The organism is Pseudomonas sp. KH_017 (genome assembly GCF_057840285.1).
The window spans coordinates 1125161-1143514 of sequence record NZ_CM174509.1 but is presented as its reverse complement, the minus strand read 5'-3'; the positions used below and the strand labels follow the sequence as shown (position 1 = coordinate 1143514).

Genomic DNA, 18354 nt, shown 5'->3' with positions numbered 1-18354 from the left:
TACTTAACCGGCCGCCTCAACGTTGCCAGTCGCATCCGCCAACGTATCCGGCGTACAGCGCAGATCACCAATCATCAGCACATCGTTTTCCCGCTGGGCGTTGTCCGGATCGAGACGGAACTGGCAGAGCAACTGATTGCCGGAACGGACTTCCAGCGTTGGCGAACCAGCGTTCATTTCCATCGAAAAGAATCCGTCGACCTCACTCACGCCACGACTGGCGTGGTTGATGATGTGATGGCCCTTGAGCGGCTTGCCTTGGGGGTCGACCAGGCGGCCGAGCACGGTGACGGTTTTGCTGACAGTGATCTTGCGGTACTCCACGCCGCCCTTGTTCAGGTGATAGCTGGAACGGGCCGGCTGGATACTCGCCGCGGGCACATGATTGCCCTCGAAATCGAAGCTCACGGAACTGCTTTTGTAGGCGGTGATCGGCACAAAGTTGCGCCCCGGCTTGAGTAACGCACTGCCGCCGCTCAAATCATCGGCGCGTAGCGCGATATCTTCGATGTCCGACTCCACATCGATGATCATGCCAGCACCGTCGCGGTGATACTGGCTGGTCATGACCATCTTGCTCGCGCCGACGGCCACGGTGCTGTCCAGGTTCAAGCCACCGGTGAGGTCGTTGTTGAAAGAGGAGCGCTGTATGAATCCGTCTCCATTGACCAGGTCCGATTGCATGTTCGCCATGGCATTCAAACCGACGCCGTAGGTATCGGTAATGGCCGTGGCCGAGACACTTTGCAACAGGTGATCCTGAAGGTCTTTGCGATAGGTGATCGACGCGTTGTTATCCCGGCCACCTTCGCGGGCAGTGCGGGTACCGATACTGCCGGAGATCTGCTCACCCGGGCCGCCAAGGGCGATGTTGACGCTCAGGTCGATGCCGCGATTCCTGTCATCACCCGAACTGAAACTGCCGGGCCGGTCGAACAGGGACAACCGCCAGTTAGCATCGCTGCCAAACAGTTGGGTGCGTTGGGTCCAGCCAAGATCAACGCCCGTGCCTTCGGTGTTGCCTTCGCTGTGGGACACCCGGGCATTGACCGAGCTTTTGCTGGTCAACCGATGATTGACCGACAGCGAAGAGTTACTGGTCTGACCGACAAACACATTGCGCTGTCGCACTCGTGTACCGTCCGGCAACGTGTCGTAGAGCCGAGTCGTGTCGAGCCAGCTGCGGTTGTGGCTGGCGACGATGCTGCCGCTGCCATAGGAATAGAGCCCCTGCACGTCGAGGCCGGTGCCGTAGTCCTCGGTCTGGTAGACACTGGCATAGAGGCTGGCATTGTTGACGACCGCCCAGTCGACCGAGGTGCCGTATTGCAAGGCGTCACCCACCTGCCGCCCGCTCAGGCCCAGGATGACCCGTGGGTGTAACAGGTAGTTGATCGCCGCACCGGCGGTCATGTCGCCGTCGTCCTGTTCGTCCCAATTGCTGAGTACTTTGGATTCACGACCGGCGAACAGGTTGTAGCGCCAGCGCTCGTCGTGATTGCGCCAATTGCTGGGCTTGTAGACCAGTTCCTGGGTACTGGAGGTGATCTGACCGTCTTCGATCAGACGTACCTCCACTTCATAGATCCCTCCTGGCAACGGCCGGGTATCGAGGGTCTGCAACCCGGCGGGCACTGCCTGGGTGTTGATCAATAACCCATCACGGTAGATTTCCACTGAGCCTTGGCGATTGGCGGTGACGTAAATCGGATAGACCGCCGGTTTCAGATTATTGATGGCCAGACTGTCGGAGCTGCCGTACATGACGCCTAGCGCAGTGTCCGGACTGGTGCCAAAGGTACGCGGCTGTCGGGTCAACCCCTCGGACGAGGGTGTGAAAAGGCCCAGGCGCAGGAAGCTGCCCTCCAGTTCGCGCTGAGTGTAAAGCTCATTCACCGAGTGATAGAGCGTGTTGTCCATGCCGCCCAGTCGGGACAATTGCATATTGATCGCCTGAGTCCAGTTGCCCAGGCTGCTACTGGCCTCAAGACCATAACGCCCACCCAGATCCTGATTCTGGCCACCGTTGAGGTTCAGTTGATTGCGCACGATCAGCCCGGTGCTGCCGCCTTCAGGCAGTGTGTAGTAACTCTGCGCCTGGCCGTCACGCTCGGCATTTTCCGTGAGGATCGACACCAGCGAGTTTTCAAGGCTGTAGTGCACCGCCAACAGTTGCTCCGGGCACTTGGCCTGGCAGCCGCCCAGCGCTACCCCTTGTTTCAGATAGTTCGACCAGGTGTCGCGCTCACTGGCCTTGATCGTGCTGTCGCCGACATCGGCGAAGTCAACGAGGGTGATACGATCGTCGCGGGTTAACACCACCATCGCCTCACCGAGAAATTGCTGGTCAAGTTCCACGCGCACCGCCAACGGCACATCAAAGAAGTGCTCTTCGAACTCGGTCGGCAGCCCCTTGGCCTGTGCCAGCAAACTTCGAGGGGTATGGCGGTTTTCCGCTGGCGCGGCCAGTGCGTTTGCGCAAAAAAGCAAGGCAAGCGCCGCCGCGATGGGAGTCATCGGGAACATGAACGAAATACTCTGAAGATCAGTGCGTTAAAACCCGATCGACAGGTAGTGATTACCCATCGACCGGGAAGAATTACCAAATAAGGAAAGACCTTATTTCATAACCGTACTTACGGAGTGACGCGAGGAATTGCGTCGAAAATCACAACCGGGGTGGCCGTGTAAAGACCCGTTTGAGTGGCCAATGGTTTGGCCGCGGCAATCACCAGGTCAGCGCGCATACCGCCGTTGGACTCAGTATCGCCAACCACTTCTTGAGAAGCTCCGGTCAAGGTCACCCCGTTGAAGGTGTAAGTCAGTGCAATGTTGTTGGCACCGTTGAACAGGGGCTGCGGCCCCCCTTCCACATAAGCGCCGACCGCGCCGTTGGTGTGCCGGATATCGTAAGCCGCCCGCAGTGAGCTCAGGGTGCCATCAACCAGGTTGTAATTCATTTGTTCATCTTTACCGAAGTCAGGGTTCACCGGCTGGGCGTGAAATACCTGGCTTGGAATGGTGGCGCTGATATTGATGGAGCTACGCACTTCTTCTGCAGCAAATGCCATCGAAGAACTCAAAGCCAAAACAGCCAGAGGAGCAGCGAACGCAATTTTCTTGAACATCTTTCAGTACCTGTTTGTATAAAGGATCGAAGTGCTGAAAGTTCATGATGAGTAAAACTGTCACGGGCAGCTATTTGCCCAACCGAACTTTCAACGCCGAAAGATGATCGACCAATTGTTCCTGAAAGTAAGTAAGACAATTCCCACGAGTGCGTAGCCGAAGCGCCATGACAGCAGAAAGAAAAAACCTGAAATAACTACAAATCAATGCCTTGCTGTAAGAGACAGACTACAAACAGCACCCTACCTGCAATGACAGGCGAGATATCGACAAAGTACCTTCTGTAAGACCAATACCACAGCCCCAGTAAACAATGGAGCAAACTAATACATTAGAGACTTAACACTAATCTTTGAGATTTTACCTGTACTAATAAGCACTATTTTTTCGATTTGACCTTCAAGCCAGGGCCGATGCAGGGATTGCCGTTAGTCGGGAACCTTTGCCTTTCAGATAAGATATATCTTAAGTTGTATCTAAACACGACGAGAGAAAGCAGAAAATGAGAGACCATCATTCCCCCCACCGCGAGCATGGCGATGGCCGCGACGGCTTTGAGAAACGTCCCGCCCGCGAACGCGGCGGCCGCGGGCCCCGGGTGTTCGCCCCCGGCGATCTGAAGTTGTTGCTGCCGGCATTGATCGCCGAACAGCCGTGCCATGGCTACGACCTGATCCGCCAGATCGAAGGCATGTTCGAGGGCGCCTACTGCCCCAGCCCCGGCGTGATCTACCCGACCCTGACGTTCCTGGAGGAAAGCGAACTGATCCTGGGCGACGCCGAAGGCGGAAAAAAACGCTACACCATCACCGATGCCGGACGTCTGTTCCTGCAAGAACAAGCCGTTGCACTGGATGGCGTGCGCACGCGCATCGACGTCAGTAAGCGTTCGCTGCGCGGCCATGATCGCCCGGCGGAAATCCACGAGGCTGTGCATAACCTGCGCCACGCCCTGCAAATGCACCATGGGCGCTGGAGCCCGGACGAAATCCTGCGGGTACGTGACCTGCTCAACAACACCGCCAAAGCCATCGTCGACGGCCCTGCCGTTCAACCCGTTCAGGAGAACGCCGAATGACTGAAGTGATCGCCTCAACCATTTACCGTGTCATGCACGACATCAAACGCCGTCGCCTGGAAGTGTTGCGCGTGGTCGACCTGACCCCGCGCATGCGCCGGATTACCCTGGGCGGGCCTGAATTGGCAGGCTTCGTCAGCCTGGGCACGGACGATCACGTCAAACTGTTGTTCCCGCAGAACGCCGAGCAGGCTGCGGCGCTGGAAACCCTGGTGCTGGGCGCCGGCAAGAACAACGGTCCGCTGCCCGAGATGCGCGACTACACCCCGCGCCGCTATGATCTGAACACCCTGGAACTGGACATCGACTTCGTGCTGCACGGCGACGGCCCTGCCTCGACCTGGGCGGCGCAGGCCCAACCCGGGCAGTTCCTGCACATCGGCGGGCCACGGGGTTCGATGATCGTGCCGGACATTTTCGACAGCTACTTGCTGATCGGCGACGAAACCGCCCTGCCCGCCATTGCCCGGCGCCTGGAAGGCCTGGCGGCCAACCGCCGTGCGCTGGTGATCGTCGAAGTGGAAAACGGCAAGGAGCAGCAAGTGCTGCACAGTGCGGCCGAGGTCAATGTGATCTGGGTGCTGCGCGAAGGTGGCAAGGACAATCTGCTGACCACCGTGCGCCAGATCCAGGTGCCAGCCGGCAGCCTTTACGCGTGGGTGGCGACCGAGAGCAAGGTGTCGCGGCAGATTCGGCGGGTGTTGCTCGATGAGCATGGGCTGGACGAGCAGTTCGTCAAGGCGGTTGGGTACTGGAAATTGGGGGAAAGCGACGAGGAGTGATCTGCTCTCGGGCCTCTTCGTCGGAACGCCGCCCGGAGCAAGCCCGCTCCCACACTTGGTCTTGGTCGCACCTAAATTCTGCGCACACTGAAGATCTACTGTGGGAGCGGGCTTGCTCGCGAAGGCGTTGCCACAATCGCTACAAATCCACGCTTTTGCCACGCCGTCCCAGCCACCGATCCAGCCCGATCACCAGCAACCCAATCACCACAAACCCCGCCAACAACCCGCCGGCATTGATGAACACCTGTGGATAACCCAGTTTGTCCACATCCACGAAGGGATACGGGTAAACCGCCAGCAGATGCCCGCGCAACAGCGCATAGGCGAAATACAGCAGCGGATAAATCACCCACAGCGCGATATGCCACACGCGCAAAGTGCCCTTGGGCACACACCACCACCAATACCCCAGGAACAGCAACGGCATGATGTCGTGCAACAGTTCATCGGCCAGCCATTGCCAGCCCTCGGGATGCCACAAGTGGCGCAGCAACAGGTTGTAGGCGAGGCTCACCACGGCGATGCTCACGGCAATCGCACTGCTGACCCAAGGCTGCAGGAACCAGCGGCGCGCGGCTGACTCGCGGGATGTCCATTCGCAGGTCAGCACGGTCGCCACCAGGGTGTTGCTCAGCACGGTGAAAAAGCTGAAAAAACTCATCAGCCCGCCGATCAGGCTGGCGCCCAACGTCCAGCGTGAATGGAGAATCAGGTACATCTGGATGCTCAATCCCGCCCAGCCGAGCATGGCAGCCACGGCCACAAAATGACGGCGTAACGCAGACGGGTCGGCCATGTTCAAAGCGGTCGTTTGGTGCGCATCAACTTCACATACAGGCGTTCGACCTTCTCCCGCGCCCACGGGGTCTTGCGCAGGAACGTCAGGCTCGACTTGATGCTCGGTTCGCTCTTGAAGCAGCGGATATCGATGCGCTCGGCCAGCCCCGACCACTCGTAGTGTTCAACCAGCGCGTTGAGGATCTGTTCCAGCGTCACGCCATGCAACGGATCGGTGTTGTGTTCGGTCATGCCGGGCCTTCGAGCAGAGTGGGAATTGGAAGCCGCGCACCTTACGTTAAATGTAGGTGAAACGGAAAAGATCGTCCGGATACGTCCCGAGTTTGCGTGGGAACACGCGCGGATGGAGTCCCTCAAGACTGCGATCTTTTGTCACTGTTACCAAATCCGAAAGGCTGCATGTCAGCAAAAGCACTTTCTCTATTTGTAACAGAACATTATCCTTGCGCCCCGCTGCCTGCTGAAACGCTTCTGCTTTCGCTTCAAGCCTGCTGCTTTCCGTTTATCCCCCAGAAAAAGATCAAGAACTCCGTCTCTATGCCTGACTTTAAATCCTTGCGAGACAGCGCTGTCTTTGCAACTGCTGCCCACCGAAACATCCTGCCCCTGATCGGTGGCATCACCGCGCTGGGCCTTGCCTCCTGCGTTCAGGCGGCGCCTGCCTTCGATAGCGATTCACCGTGGATGCTCGGCGACTGGAACGGCACTCGCACAGAACTCGCGGAAAAAGGCTACGACTTCAAAGTCGATTACACCGGTGAAATGGGCAGCAATCTGCACGGCGGCTACGACCACGACCGCACGGCCCGCTACAGCGACCAGTTCGGCCTGGGCACCCACCTGGACTTGCAGAAGATCCTTGGCTGGGACGACGCCGAGTTCCAGTTGACCATCACCGAACGCAACGGCAACAACATCAGCAACGACCGCATCAACGACCCGCGTGTCGGCGGCTTCACCTCGGCCCAGGAAGTCTGGGGCCGCGGCCAGACCTGGCGCCTGACGCAGATGTGGTATCAGCAGAAGTTCCTCGATGAAAAACTCGACATCAAGGTCGGCCGATTCGGCGAAGGCGAAGATTTCAACAGCTTCCCCTGCGACTTCCAGAACCTGGCGTTCTGCGGCTCCCAGGTCGGCAACTGGGCGGGCGACATCTGGTACAACTGGCCGGTCAGCCAGTGGGCGATGCGGGTCAAATATCACCTGACGCCAGAGCTTTATGCACAGGTCGGCGCGTACGAGCAGAACCCGTCGAACCTTGACCGCGACAACGGTTTCAAGCTCAGCGGCAGCGGCACCCAGGGCGCGGTCCTGCCGGTGGAGCTGGTGTGGACGCCAAAGCTCAACGGCCTGCCGGGTGAATACCGCGCCGGTTACTACTACAGCAGCGCCAGCGCCACCGACGTCTACAAGGACAGCAATGGCCAGCCTGCCGCCCTGAGTGGCGAAGCCTACCGCAGCGCGTCGAGCAAGCACGGCGTATGGCTGGGCCTTCAGCAGCAAGTCACCAGCGTCGCCAGCGACCACTCCCGCGGCCTGAGCCTGTTCGCCAACGGCACGATGCACGACAAGAAGACCAACGCCATCGACAACTACGTCCAGGCCGGCCTCGTCTACAAAGGCCCGTTCGACGCGCGCGCCCGGGACGACATCGGTTTTGCCATGGCCCGCGTCCACGTCAACCCGGCCTTTCGCAAGAATGCCGAGGCGACCAACCAGGCCAACGCCGTATTCGACTACGACAATCCGTCCTACCTGCCACCCCAGGACACCGAATACAGCGCCGAACTTTATTACGGCGTGCACGTGACCCACTGGCTGACCGTGCGCCCGAACCTGCAATACATCCGCCACCCCGGTGGCGTGAACGAGGTCGATGACGCGCTGATCGGCGGGATCAAGGTCCAGTCCTCGTTCTAAAAAACACCGAAAAAACCTGTGGGAGCGGGCTTGCTCGCGAAGGCGTCATCACAGCCAACATTTGTGTTGCCTGAACCACCGCTTTCGCGAGCAAGCCCGCTCCCACAGGGTATGTGTCAACCAAACCGGTTTTATCTGAACCTGCCCGCACAAGATCGTCATCTAAAGTGAACTTGCGCAGGACTACTTGAAACATCACGGAGAATCACACTATGAGCACTGATAGTGCCTTGAGTCGAAGCCGTCTGTTGCCGACCCTGCTCGGCATCCTGCTTCTACTGATGGGCCTGGCCATGCTGGCCGGGGGGATCAAGCTGAGCATGCTCGGCGGCTCGCTGTATTACCTGCTGGCCGGTATCGGCATCGCGCTGAGCGGCGTGTTGCTGATCGCCGCCCGCCGCGCGGCGCTGGGCCTGTACGCACTGGTGCTGTTCGCCAGCACCCTGTGGGCGCTGTGGGAAGTTGGCCTGGACTGGTGGCAACTGGTGCCGCGCCTGGCGCTGTGGTTCGCCCTCGGTGTGGTGATGCTGCTGCCGTGGTTCCGTCGTCCATTGCTGATCAACGGCCCTGCCCCCATGGGCACTGGCGCCTTGAGCGTGGCCGTGGTCCTGGCCGGTGTCACCGCCGTGGCCAGCCTGTTCACCCATCCGGGCGAGACCCTCGGCGAGTTGGGTCGTGATTCGGCTGACATGACCAGCACTGCGCCACAAATGCCTGACGGAGACTGGCAGGCCTATGGCCGCAGCGAATTCGGTGACCGCTATTCGCCACTCAAGCAGATCACCCCGGATAACGTCGGCAAGCTGCAAGAAGCCTGGCGTATCCAGACCGGCGATCTGCCAACCGCCGATGACCCGGTGGAACTGACCAACGAAAACACCCCGCTCAAGGCCAACGGCATGCTCTATGCCTGCACCGCCCATAGCAGGGTGCTGGCGCTGGACCCGGACACCGGCAAGGAACTGTGGCGTTTCGACCCGCAGATCAAGAGCCCGGTGGGCTTCAAGGGCTTCGCCCACATGACCTGCCGTGGCGTGTCGTACTACGACGAAGCGGCCTACGCCAAGTCTGAAAGCGCTGCCTCGGCAGTGATTTCCGAGGCCGGCAAAGCCGTCGCCCAGGCCTGCCCGCGTCGTCTGTACCTGCCAACCGCTGATGCACGCCTGATCGCACTCAACGCCGACACCGGCAAGGTCTGCGAAGGTTTCGGTAAAAACGGTGTGGTTGACCTGACTCAAGGCATCGGGCCGTTCACCCCCGGCGGCTACTACTCCACCTCGCCAGCAGCGATCACCCGTGACCTGGTGATCATGGGCGGCCACGTCACCGACAACGAGTCGACCAACGAGCCATCCGGCGTGATCCGTGCCTTTGACGTACACGATGGTCATCTGGTGTGGAACTGGGACAGCAACAATCCTGACGCGACCGAACCGCTGCCTGAGGGCGAACACTACAGCCGCAACTCGGCCAACATGTGGTCGCTGGCCAGCGTCGACGAAAAACTCGGCATGGTCTACCTGCCACTGGGCAACCAGACCCCTGACCAGTGGGGCGCAGACCGCACCCCGGGCGCCGAAAAGTTCAGTGCCGGCCTGGTCGCGCTGGACCTGGCCACCGGCAAGGTGCGCTGGAACTACCAGTTCACTCACCACGACCTGTGGGACATGGATGTCGGCAGTCAGCCAACCCTGCTGGACATGAAAACCGCCGACGGCATCAAGCCGGCTGTGATCCAACCGACCAAGCAAGGCAGCCTGTACGTCCTCGACCGTCGCGACGGCACGCCGATCATCCCGATCAAGGAAATCCCGGCTCCGCAAGGCGCCGTGAAAGGTGACCACACCGCGCCGACCCAGGCTCGTTCGGACCTGAACCTGCTGGCCCCGGAACTGACCGAAAAAGCCATGTGGGGCGCCAGCCCGTTCGACCAGATGCTGTGCCGCATCCAGTTCAAGGAACTGCGCTACGAAGGCCAGTACACCCCGCCGTCGGAACAGGGCAGCCTGATCTATCCGGGTAACGTCGGCGTCTTCAACTGGGGCGGCGTTTCGGTCGACCCGGTTCGCCAGATGCTGTTCACCAGCCCGAACTACATGGCCTTCGTCTCGAAAATGGTGCCTCGCGCCGAAGTCGCGGCCGACAGCAAGCGCGAGAGCGAAACAGCGGGCGTGCAACCGAACACCGGCGCGCCTTACGCGGTGATCATGCACCCGTTCATGTCGCCGTTCGGCGTACCGTGCCAGGCTCCGGCCTGGGGCTACGTGGCCGGCATCGACCTGACCACAAGCAAAGTCGTGTGGAAACGCAAGAACGGCACCAGCCGCGACAGCTCGCCATTGCCTATCGGCCTGCCACTCGGCGTGCCAAGCATGGGCGGCTCGATGGTCACCGCCGGTGGCGTCGGCTTCCTCAGCGGCACGCTGGATCAATACCTGCGCGCCTATGACGTCAACACCGGCAACGAGCTTTGGAAATCGCGCCTGCCGGCTGGCGGTCAGGCTACGCCGATGACCTACACCGGCAAGGACGGCAAGCAGTACGTGCTGTTGGTCGTCGGTGGCCACGGCTCACTGGGCACCAAAATGGGTGACTATGTGATTGCGTACAAACTGTCCGAGTAAGTCTTAGCGGCAGTAAAACGAAAGGCGACGCCCGTGAGGACGTCGCCTTTTTTTGTGCCACACCGCCACCCTTGTGGGAGCGGGCTTGCTCGCGAAAGCGGTGTGTCAGGCAACATTTACATCGACTGACACTCCCTCTTCGCGAGCAAGCCCGCTCCCACATTTTGACCGCGCACAGCCTTGGTTCAGCTAACCTGTCTCTGCGCTGAACACACCTGCGAAACACCGCATCGCAGAAAATGACCGTTGAAACCACCGCCAACCTGCCCCATCTAAGACCCATACCCATTGCGCAGGTGCCCTCATGAGCGACCAGCAGGAATTCCCCGAAGACCCAAGCGAATACGCCGACCCGGAAAACGCCCCACAGCACAAACCTGGCAAAGGCCTGGCCCTGCCTGGCCAGAACCTGCCGGACAAGGTCTACATCATCCCGATCCACAATCGCCCGTTCTTCCCGGCCCAGGTGCTGCCGGTCATCGTCAACGAAGAGCCGTGGGCCGAGACCCTGGACCTGGTGGCCAAGTCCGAACACCATTCCCTGGCCCTGTTCTACATGGACAGCCCCCAGGAAGACCCGCGCCACTTCGACACCTCGGCCCTGCCGCTCTACGGCACCCTGGTCAAGGTGCACCACGCCAGCCGCGAAAACGGCAAGCTGCAGTTCGTCGCCCAGGGTCTGACCCGCGTCCGCCTCAAGACCTGGCTCAAGCATCACCGCCCGCCGTACCTCGTGGAAGTCGAATACCCGCATCAGCCCTCCGAGCCGACCGATGAGGTCAAGGCCTATGGCATGGCGCTGATCAATGCGATCAAGGAACTGCTGCCGCTCAACCCGCTGTACAGCGAAGAGCTGAAGAACTACCTCAACCGCTTCAGCCCCAACGATCCGTCGCCGCTGACCGATTTCGCCGCCGCGCTCACATCGGCCACCGGTAGTGAGCTGCAGGAAGTGCTCGACTGCGTGCCGATGCTCAAGCGCATGGAAAAAGTCCTGCCGATGCTGCGCAAGGAAGTCGAAGTCGCACGCCTGCAAAAAGAGATTTCCGCCGAAGTTAACCGCAAGATCGGTGAACATCAGCGCGAGTTCTTCCTCAAGGAGCAACTCAAGGTCATCCAGCAGGAGCTGGGCCTGACCAAAGACGACCGCAGCGCCGACCTCGAACAGTTCGAACAGCGGCTGGTGGGCAAAGTCCTGCCAACGCAGGTGCAGAAACGCCTCGAAGAGGAAATGAACAAGCTGTCGATCCTCGAAACCGGCTCGCCGGAATATGCGGTGACCCGCAATTACATCGACTGGGCGACCTCAGTGCCGTGGGGCGTGTACGGCGAGGACAAACTCGACCTCAAGCACGCGCGCAAGGTGCTGGACAAACACCACGCCGGCCTCGACGACATCAAGGACCGCATCCTCGAATTTCTCGCCGTTGGTGCCTATAAAGGCGAAATCAGCGGCTCCATCGTGCTGCTGGTTGGCCCGCCGGGCGTGGGCAAGACCAGCGTCGGCAAATCCATCGCCGAATCCCTGGGCCGGCCGTTCTACCGCTTCAGCGTCGGCGGCATGCGCGACGAAGCCGAGATCAAGGGCCACCGCCGCACCTACATCGGCGCACAGCCGGGCAAACTGGTGCAGGCGTTGAAAGACGTCGAAGTGATGAACCCGGTGATCATGCTCGACGAGATCGACAAGATGGGCCAGAGCTACCAGGGCGACCCGGCCTCGGCGTTGCTGGAAACCCTCGATCCGGAGCAGAACGTCGAATTCCTCGACCACTATCTCGATCTGCGGATGGACCTGTCGAAAGTGTTGTTCGTGTGCACCGCCAACACCCTGGATTCGATTCCCGGCCCGCTGCTGGACCGCATGGAAGTGATTCGCCTGTCGGGCTACATCACCGAAGAAAAAGTCGCCATCGCCAAGCGTCACCTGTGGCCCAAGCAGCTTGAGAAAGCCGGTGTGTCGAAAGGCAGCCTGAGCATCAGCGACAGCGCGCTCAAGGCGTTGGTTGACGGTTACGCCCGTGAAGCCGGCGTGCGTCAGCTGGAAAAAAACCTCGGCAAACTAGTGCGCAAAGCGGTGATGAAACTGCTCGACGACCCAAAGGCGGTGATCAAGCTCGGCCCGAAAGACCTCGAAACATCCCTCGGCAAGCCGGTGTTCCGCAACGAGCAGGTGCTGTCGGGTGTCGGCGTGATCACCGGCCTTGCCTGGACCAGCATGGGCGGCGCAACCCTGCCGATCGAAGCCACGCGCATCCACACCCTCAACCGTGGGTTCAAGCTCACCGGGCAACTGGGTGACGTGATGAAAGAGTCGGCGGAAATCGCCTACAGCTACGTCAGCTCGCACCTGAAGTCCTATGGAGGCGATCCGAAGTTCTTCGACGAAGCCTTCGTCCACCTGCACGTGCCGGAAGGCGCCACCCCGAAAGACGGCCCGAGCGCCGGCGTGACCATGGCCAGTGCCCTGCTGTCGCTGGCGCGCAACCAGCCACCGAAAAAAGGCGTGGCCATGACCGGCGAACTGACATTGACCGGGCATGTACTGCCCATTGGCGGAGTGCGGGAAAAAGTGATTGCGGCGCGGCGGCAGAAGATTTTCGAGCTGATTCTGCCGGAAGCGAATCAGGGCAATTTCGAGGAGCTGCCGGAGTATCTGAAGGAAGGAATTACCGTGCACTTTGCCAAGCGGTTTGCGGATGTGGCGAAGGTGCTTTTCTGATGTTCCTGTAGCGACTGCACTACCGCTATCGCGAGCAAGCTCGCTCCCACAGTGGTTGGCGGTGTTCACAGAATCTGTGTTCACTGCAAAACCCTGTGCAGGCCTTGCTCCCCCACAATGATCGATGCTGTTCACAAATTTTGTGTTCACTGCAAAAACCCTGTGGGAGCGAGCTTGCTCGCGATGGCGTCAGCTCTGGCACCACAGCCCAAGGCTGACTGTCACACTTTGTCTCATCTTAAGTTATGCTCGCCGTTCGTCGTGAACGCCGGAGCCCCTGACCCCATGTCCCCCATTCGCCTGTTTGTCCCCCTCGCCCTCGCCCTGCTGGCCGGATGCGCCATGCAACCTGCGCACAACGTGACCGTGGAAAAACAAAGCGAATGTCCGGTGCAGCTCAGCAACGGGCAAAACCTGATCCTGACCTTGCCGAGCAATCCGACCACGGGTTATCGCTGGGCGATCCAGGATTCGGCCGGCGGAGTGCTGCACGCCCTGGGGCCAGAGGTTTATCGAAATCCGGAAGATGCCGGCATCGTCGGCGCGGCCGGGGTCTCGACCTGGCGCTTTCAGGCTTTTGCGACTGGCACCGGGCGTTTGCGCCTGACCTCGCAACAGCCATGGGCGCCGGAAGTGCTGCCGGTGGAGTCGTTCGACTGCGCGATCTCGGTCAACTGACCGTGGGCTGGCTGATTCTGGCGCTGATGGGCGCGGTGACCTTTCTTTATGGCGTGAGCGTGCATGCGTCTCTGCTGTGCCTGCTGGTCAAGCCGCTGCCAGTGCTGGCCCTGCTCGGCTGGCTGCACGACGCACCGCCCGGTGAATATCGACGCTGGATCAGCCTGGGGTTGATTTTCTCCCTGGTCGGCGACGTGTTGCTGGCATGGCCGGGGGATTTGTTCGTGTTTGGGCTGGGCGCTTTTCTGGTCGCGCACCTGGCTTATCTCAAGGCTTATCTGAGCGATTGCCGACGCCTGGCCGTGCTGCCGCTGGTGCTGGCCCTCGGTGTCGGCGCCGTCCTGCTCGGGATTCTGATTTCCAACGGCCTCGGCCCATTGCTGGTTCCAGTGATTGTCTATGGCACGGCGATCAGCGCCATGCTCTGGCGCGCCCTGGCCCGCCTCGGGACCGACGTGCCCAAACGCTCGGCACTGTTGGCAGCAGCGGGGGCAGTGGCCTTTGTGTTCTCCGACAGCGTGATCGGCATCAGCCGGTTTGTGGTGCCGTTCGACGCGGCGCCTTATGTGATCATCCTCAGTTACTGGCTGGGGCAATGGGGGATCACTGCCTCGGCTTTCTCCCAAAGAACACGCTAACCCTGTGGCGAGGGAGCAAGCTCCCTCGCCGCTTTATCAGACAACCCGCGCATCCCCGCGCCAACTTGGCTAAAATGCCGGCCTTTTCCACCTACACCGCTGGAACCGCCGTGAGCAAAGAACCCGATCGCCTTTTCGCCCAGCCTTTGGCCCAGGTGCCTGACTTCGCCTTTAACGAGGACGTGGTGCGGGTGTTCCCGGACATGATCAAGCGCTCGGTGCCGGGTTACCCGACCATCGTCGAAAACCTCGGCGTGCTCGCCGCGCAGTTCGCCCAGCCCCACAGCGTGCTCTACGACCTTGGCTCGTCGCTGGGTGCCGTGACCCAGGCCCTGCGCCGGCACGTGCGCACCGACGGTTGCCGGGTGATCGCTGTGGATAACTCGGCGGCGATGGTCGAACGCTGTCGCGAGTACCTCAACGGTCAGGATTCGATGTTCCAGGAGTTGCTACCGGTCGAGGTGATCGAAGGCGACATCCTCGCGCTGGAGTTCCAGCCGGCCTCGGTGGTCGCGCTGAACTTCACCCTGCAATTCATCGCCCCGGAGCAGCGCACGGCGTTGTTGTCGCGCATCCGTCAGTCGCTGTTGCCTGGTGGTGCCCTGATCCTCTCGGAAAAACTGCGCTTCGAAGACGAGCAGGAACACGCACTGCTCACCGACCTGCACATCGCCTTCAAGCGCGCCAACGGCTACAGCGAGCTGGAAATCGCCCAGAAGCGCAGCGCCATTGAAAACGTCATGAAGCCCGACAGCCTCGAAGAACACCGCGAACGCCTGCTGGCTGCCGGGTTCTCGAAAGTCGTGCCGTGGTTCCAGTGTCTTAACTTTGCCTCGTTGATTGCCTTGCCATGATTGATCTGTCCCCCCTCGCCCGCCGTCTGGCCGGCACTCCGCTGGCCGACTGGGCCAACACCCTGCAAGCGCAACTCGACAAGAAAATGGAAAAGGGTCATGGCGACCTTGAGCGCTGGCAGAGTGCGCTGGACGCCCTGCCGAAGATCCAGCCGAGCGAAGTCGATTTGCTCAATGGCTTGAAGCTGGACACCGACTGCAGCGACGAGACCCGCGCGCAAATGCGCACCGCGTTGATGGGCCTGTCGCCGTGGCGCAAGGGGCCGTTCGACCTGTTCGGCGTGCACGTCGACACCGAATGGCGCTCGGACTGGAAGTGGTCGCGGGTCGCCCCGCACCTGGACCTGAAAGGCAAGCGCATCCTCGATGTCGGCTGCGGCAACGGTTATTACATGTGGCGCATGCTCGGCGCCGGTGCCGACAGCGTGATCGGTGTCGACCCGAACTGGTTGTTCTTCTGCCAGTTCCAGGCGGTGCAACGCTACCTGTCCGAACCGAATGCCTGGCACCTGCCCTTCCCGTTCGAAGACCTGCCGCCGAACCTCGAAGGTTTCGACACGGTGTTTTCCATGGGCGTGTTCTACCACCGCCGTTCGCCCATCGAGCATTTGCTGGCGCTGAAGGATTGCCTGGTCAAGGGCGGGGAACTCGTGCTGGAAACCCTGGTGGTGGAAGGCGACAAGCATCAGGTGCTGGTGCCGGAAGACCGCTACGCGCAGATGCGTAATGTGTGGTTCCTGCCGTCGGTGCCGGCGCTGGAACTGTGGTTGCGGCGTGCCGGGTTCACCGATGTGAAATGCGTGGATGTGAGCACCACCACAGTCGAGGAACAGCGCGGGACGGAGTGGATGAAGTATCAATCGCTCAGTGACTTCCTCGACCCCGAGGATCACAGCAAGACCGTTGAAGGGCTGCCGGCGCCGATGCGGGCGGTGATTGTGGTCAAGAAGTAACCCGATCTCCCGCTCAATGGAGATCAAAATGTGGGAGCGGGCTTGCTCGCGAAGAGGGAGTGTCAGTCAACATGAATGTGTCTGACCCACCGCTTTCGCGAGCAAGCCCGCTCCCACAGGGGGTCCGTGTTCAGTCTGAAGGTTTTGCGCGCCGGGCCTTGAAGAACTCGCTCAACACCGCCCCGCACTCCTGCGCCAACACCCCGCCTTCATACAACACCCGGTGATTCAAAAAGCCCTGGGTGAAGAACTGCCCCTGGCTCTGCACGATCCCCGCCTTCGGCTCCAGCGCCCCGTACACCACCCGTGCAATCCGCGAGTGCACGATCAGGCCTGCGCACATGCTGCACGGCTCCAGCGTCACATACAGCGTGCTGCCCGGCAGGCGATAGTTGCTCACGGCCTGGGCGGCGGCGCGGATGGCGACCATCTCGGCGTGAGCGCTCGGGTCGCTGCCAGTGATCGGGCAGTTGAAGCCGCGACCGATGATCTCTCCATCCTGCACCAGCACCGCGCCCACCGGCACTTCGCCGAGGGCCGCGCCTTGGGCCGCCAATGCCAGGGCCTCACGCATGAATTCGCGATCACGGCTGCGGTCGATGATGGCGGCGGGACGAATCTGACGCATCACGCCACCTCGATGGCGGCCATCAGGCCGGTTTCCATGTGATCGATCACATGGCAGTGGAACATCCATACACCCGGGTTATCCGCCACCAGCGCTACCTGCGCGCGCTCGTTCTTGCCCAGCAGGTAGGTGTCGGTGAAATACGGAATGACCTTGTGCCGGTTCGAGGCGATGACCTTGAAACTCATGCCGTGCAGGTGAATCGGGTGCTGGTACTGAGTCATGTTCTTCAATTCGAAAATATAGCTCTTGCCCTTCTCGAGCTTGGCAATCGGGCGGTCGGCGCAGGTCTTGTCGGTGATGTCCCAGGCCTTGCCGTTGATCTGCCACAAGCTCGGTGGCTTGCCGTTATCAACGTTGACTGACACCGAGCCGACCCATTCGAAATTGAAGTTGAGTTTCTCGGCATTGGCCAGGTCCGGCTCGGCGATCGGGTTGGCCGGCAGTGCCGGCGGCCACTCGGTCGGCGCATCGGTATTGGCCACTGAACGGAACGTGCCCAGGCGTACCGGACCGTTACGCAGCGACAACTCCTCACCGGCCGGCGGGGCCTTGATCGCCAGGCAAATACGCATGCCCGGACCGAGCCAGTATTCCTTGCCGAGCGGTCGTGGCTCGACCGGGTTGCCGTCCAGCGCATAGATCTGCGCTTCGACGCCGGGAATGTTCAGGCGATAAGTCAGGGTGTTATCGAGGTTGAGCAGGCGTACACGGGTGATCTGCCCGGCCGGCAGATCGATCACCGCTTGCGGCACGCCATTGATGGTCGCCAGGCGCCCCGCCGTACCGCCACGGGCCGCTTCACGGGGAATGCTGAACTCGACGAAATTGCCCACCTCGTCGACATGCCAGCTCTTCAGGCTCAAGGTCTTTTCATACTTGAAACCGGTCGGCTCGCGTTCGTCGATGATCAACGGGCCGACCAGGCCACGACCGAGCTCTTCGCTGCTGTTCACGTGCGGGTGATACCAGTAGCTGCCGGCGTCAGGCACGCGGAATTTGTAATCGAAGTACTCACCCGGCAACACCGGCAATTGCGACACGTAAGGCACACCGTCCATTTCCAGCGGCAGGCGGATGCCGTGCCAGTGAATGGTGGTGGCGACCGGCAGATGGTTGATGAAGCGCACCCGCAGCCATTCCCCCTGGCGCACCCGCAATTCAGTGCCCGGCGCCGACGGGCCGAAGGCCCAGGCCTGGGTCTTGTGCCCGGCTACCAGCTCCACGTCCAGCGGCGCTGCAATCAGCTCGTAGTCGTGGCCCGCCTCGGCGTCAGCCATCTTGCCCAACCAGTAGCGCGAAGCGCCCCCCGCACCGACACCAACGACAACAAGACCGGCCAGGCCACCGAGGATTTGGCGACGGGTAAACGACATGAACTCAACTACCTCACGTATCAGCAACAGGCCCGGCGGCCCGCAAAAGGCGAATACGATACACCTGCAATTGTGAAAGAAACAGCAGAGCGGGCGTGACGACGGGCCGCAGGAAGGTCCCACAGCAATGCAAAAAGCCGTGTGAACTCTCGTTCACACGGCTTTTTATCC

Annotated in this window: 15 protein-coding genes; 9 read left to right on the top strand and 6 right to left on the bottom strand. The window is 60.8% G+C overall.

All coding sequences use genetic code 11. The features are described 5' to 3' along the window. Window positions 1-3: 3 nt before the first annotated feature. Both AC3IT6_RS05145 and AC3IT6_RS05140 read right to left on the bottom strand, forming a co-directional pair. Window positions 4-2526 (bottom strand): TcfC E-set like domain-containing protein, encoded by a 2523-nt coding sequence (locus AC3IT6_RS05145; protein ID WP_489354496.1) that lies wholly within the window; start codon window positions 2524-2526, stop codon window positions 4-6. 110 nt (window positions 2527-2636) lie between these two features. Then, the gene (locus AC3IT6_RS05140) at window positions 2637-3128 is read right to left on the bottom strand and encodes a CS1 type fimbrial major subunit (RefSeq protein WP_489354495.1); all 492 of its coding nucleotides are present in this window, start codon (window positions 3126-3128) and stop codon (window positions 2637-2639) included. A gap of 503 nt (window positions 3129-3631) precedes the next feature. On the opposite strand from AC3IT6_RS05140, the gene AC3IT6_RS05135 reads away from it, so the two are divergent. Then, window positions 3632-4207 (top strand): PadR family transcriptional regulator, encoded by a 576-nt coding sequence (locus AC3IT6_RS05135; RefSeq protein ID WP_223444120.1) that lies wholly within the window; start codon window positions 3632-3634, stop codon window positions 4205-4207. Continuing rightward, window positions 4204-4989 (top strand): siderophore-interacting protein, encoded by a 786-nt coding sequence (locus tag AC3IT6_RS05130; protein WP_489354494.1) that lies wholly within the window; start codon window positions 4204-4206, stop codon window positions 4987-4989. Before AC3IT6_RS05135 ends, AC3IT6_RS05130 begins: the two co-directional genes overlap by 4 nt. 139 nt (window positions 4990-5128) lie before the next feature. On the opposite strand, the gene AC3IT6_RS05125 is transcribed toward AC3IT6_RS05130, so the two are convergent. Together AC3IT6_RS05125 and AC3IT6_RS05120 are read right to left on the bottom strand one after the other, a co-directional pair. Beyond that, on the bottom strand, window positions 5129-5788 hold the full coding sequence (locus AC3IT6_RS05125) for a Pr6Pr family membrane protein (protein ID WP_489354493.1): 660 nt from the start codon (window positions 5786-5788) through the stop codon (window positions 5129-5131). A gap of 2 nt (window positions 5789-5790) precedes the next feature. Further along, a complete protein-coding gene (locus tag AC3IT6_RS05120; protein ID WP_046041003.1) occupies window positions 5791-6021 on the bottom strand; it encodes a VF530 family protein in 231 nt (76 codons plus the stop codon). A gap of 306 nt (window positions 6022-6327) precedes the next feature. Here AC3IT6_RS05120 and AC3IT6_RS05115 point away from each other — a divergent pair, with 306 nt between their 5' ends. The 7 genes from AC3IT6_RS05115 (at window position 6328) to cmoB (ending at window position 16179) form a co-directional block, all read left to right on the top strand. Beyond that, entirely contained in the window at window positions 6328-7710 is a 1383-nt protein-coding gene (locus tag AC3IT6_RS05115) for a carbohydrate porin (RefSeq protein ID WP_489354492.1), read from the top strand. 212 nt (window positions 7711-7922) lie between these two features. Beyond that, a complete protein-coding gene (locus AC3IT6_RS05110) occupies window positions 7923-10334 on the top strand; it encodes a glucose/quinate/shikimate family membrane-bound PQQ-dependent dehydrogenase (protein ID WP_489354491.1) in 2412 nt (803 codons plus the stop codon). A gap of 304 nt (window positions 10335-10638) precedes the next feature. Next, entirely contained in the window at window positions 10639-13056 is a 2418-nt protein-coding gene (lon, locus tag AC3IT6_RS05105) for an endopeptidase La (RefSeq protein ID WP_489354490.1), read from the top strand. Between the two features lie 285 nt (window positions 13057-13341). Next, a complete protein-coding gene (locus tag AC3IT6_RS05100; RefSeq protein WP_489354489.1) occupies window positions 13342-13734 on the top strand; it encodes a protease inhibitor I42 family protein in 393 nt (130 codons plus the stop codon). Window positions 13735-13736: 2 nt separating this feature from the next. After that, window positions 13737-14372, top strand: a complete 636-nt coding sequence (locus AC3IT6_RS05095; protein WP_489356482.1) for a lysoplasmalogenase — start codon at window positions 13737-13739, stop codon at window positions 14370-14372. Between the two features lie 74 nt (window positions 14373-14446). Beyond that, the gene (gene cmoA, locus AC3IT6_RS05090) at window positions 14447-15226 is read left to right on the top strand and encodes a carboxy-S-adenosyl-L-methionine synthase CmoA (RefSeq protein WP_489354488.1); all 780 of its coding nucleotides are present in this window, start codon (window positions 14447-14449) and stop codon (window positions 15224-15226) included. Beyond that, the gene (cmoB, locus tag AC3IT6_RS05085) at window positions 15223-16179 is read left to right on the top strand and encodes a tRNA 5-methoxyuridine(34)/uridine 5-oxyacetic acid(34) synthase CmoB (protein ID WP_489354487.1); all 957 of its coding nucleotides are present in this window, start codon (window positions 15223-15225) and stop codon (window positions 16177-16179) included. The genes cmoA and cmoB overlap by 4 nt, the downstream gene beginning before the upstream one ends. Before the next feature lie 130 nt (window positions 16180-16309). On the opposite strand, the gene tadA is transcribed toward cmoB, so the two are convergent. Next, the gene (tadA, locus tag AC3IT6_RS05080; RefSeq protein WP_489354486.1) at window positions 16310-16807 is read right to left on the bottom strand and encodes a tRNA adenosine(34) deaminase TadA; all 498 of its coding nucleotides are present in this window, start codon (window positions 16805-16807) and stop codon (window positions 16310-16312) included. Then, window positions 16807-18183: a multicopper oxidase family protein gene (locus AC3IT6_RS05075; RefSeq protein ID WP_489354485.1), complete on the bottom strand. Its 1377-nt coding sequence runs from the start codon at window positions 18181-18183 to the stop codon at window positions 16807-16809. The genes tadA and AC3IT6_RS05075 overlap by 1 nt, the downstream gene beginning before the upstream one ends. Window positions 18184-18354: the final 171 nt, after the last annotated feature.

Excerpts from the sequence above, each read along its gene's own strand:
- cmoA (WP_489354488.1), top strand. The coding sequence starts at position 14,447 with ATGCCGGCCTTTTCCACCTACACCGCTGGAACCGCCGTGAGCAAAGAA.
- AC3IT6_RS05100 (WP_489354489.1), top strand. The coding sequence starts at position 13,342 with ATGTCCCCCATTCGCCTGTTTGTCCCCCTCGCCCTCGCCCTGCTGGCC.
- lon (WP_489354490.1), top strand. The coding sequence starts at position 10,639 with ATGAGCGACCAGCAGGAATTCCCCGAAGACCCAAGCGAATACGCCGAC.
- AC3IT6_RS05075 (WP_489354485.1), bottom strand. The coding sequence starts at position 18,183 with ATGTCGTTTACCCGTCGCCAAATCCTCGGTGGCCTGGCCGGTCTTGTT.
- AC3IT6_RS05115 (WP_489354492.1), top strand. The coding sequence starts at position 6,328 with ATGCCTGACTTTAAATCCTTGCGAGACAGCGCTGTCTTTGCAACTGCT.
- cmoB (WP_489354487.1), top strand. The coding sequence starts at position 15,223 with ATGATTGATCTGTCCCCCCTCGCCCGCCGTCTGGCCGGCACTCCGCTG.
- AC3IT6_RS05140 (WP_489354495.1), bottom strand. The coding sequence starts at position 3,128 with ATGTTCAAGAAAATTGCGTTCGCTGCTCCTCTGGCTGTTTTGGCTTTG.
- AC3IT6_RS05135 (WP_223444120.1), top strand. The coding sequence starts at position 3,632 with ATGAGAGACCATCATTCCCCCCACCGCGAGCATGGCGATGGCCGCGAC.
- AC3IT6_RS05145 (WP_489354496.1), bottom strand. The coding sequence starts at position 2,526 with ATGTTCCCGATGACTCCCATCGCGGCGGCGCTTGCCTTGCTTTTTTGC.
- AC3IT6_RS05125 (WP_489354493.1), bottom strand. The coding sequence starts at position 5,788 with ATGGCCGACCCGTCTGCGTTACGCCGTCATTTTGTGGCCGTGGCTGCC.
- AC3IT6_RS05120 (WP_046041003.1), bottom strand. The coding sequence starts at position 6,021 with ATGACCGAACACAACACCGATCCGTTGCATGGCGTGACGCTGGAACAG.
- AC3IT6_RS05130 (WP_489354494.1), top strand. The coding sequence starts at position 4,204 with ATGACTGAAGTGATCGCCTCAACCATTTACCGTGTCATGCACGACATC.
- AC3IT6_RS05110 (WP_489354491.1), top strand. The coding sequence starts at position 7,923 with ATGAGCACTGATAGTGCCTTGAGTCGAAGCCGTCTGTTGCCGACCCTG.
- tadA (WP_489354486.1), bottom strand. The coding sequence starts at position 16,807 with ATGCGTCAGATTCGTCCCGCCGCCATCATCGACCGCAGCCGTGATCGC.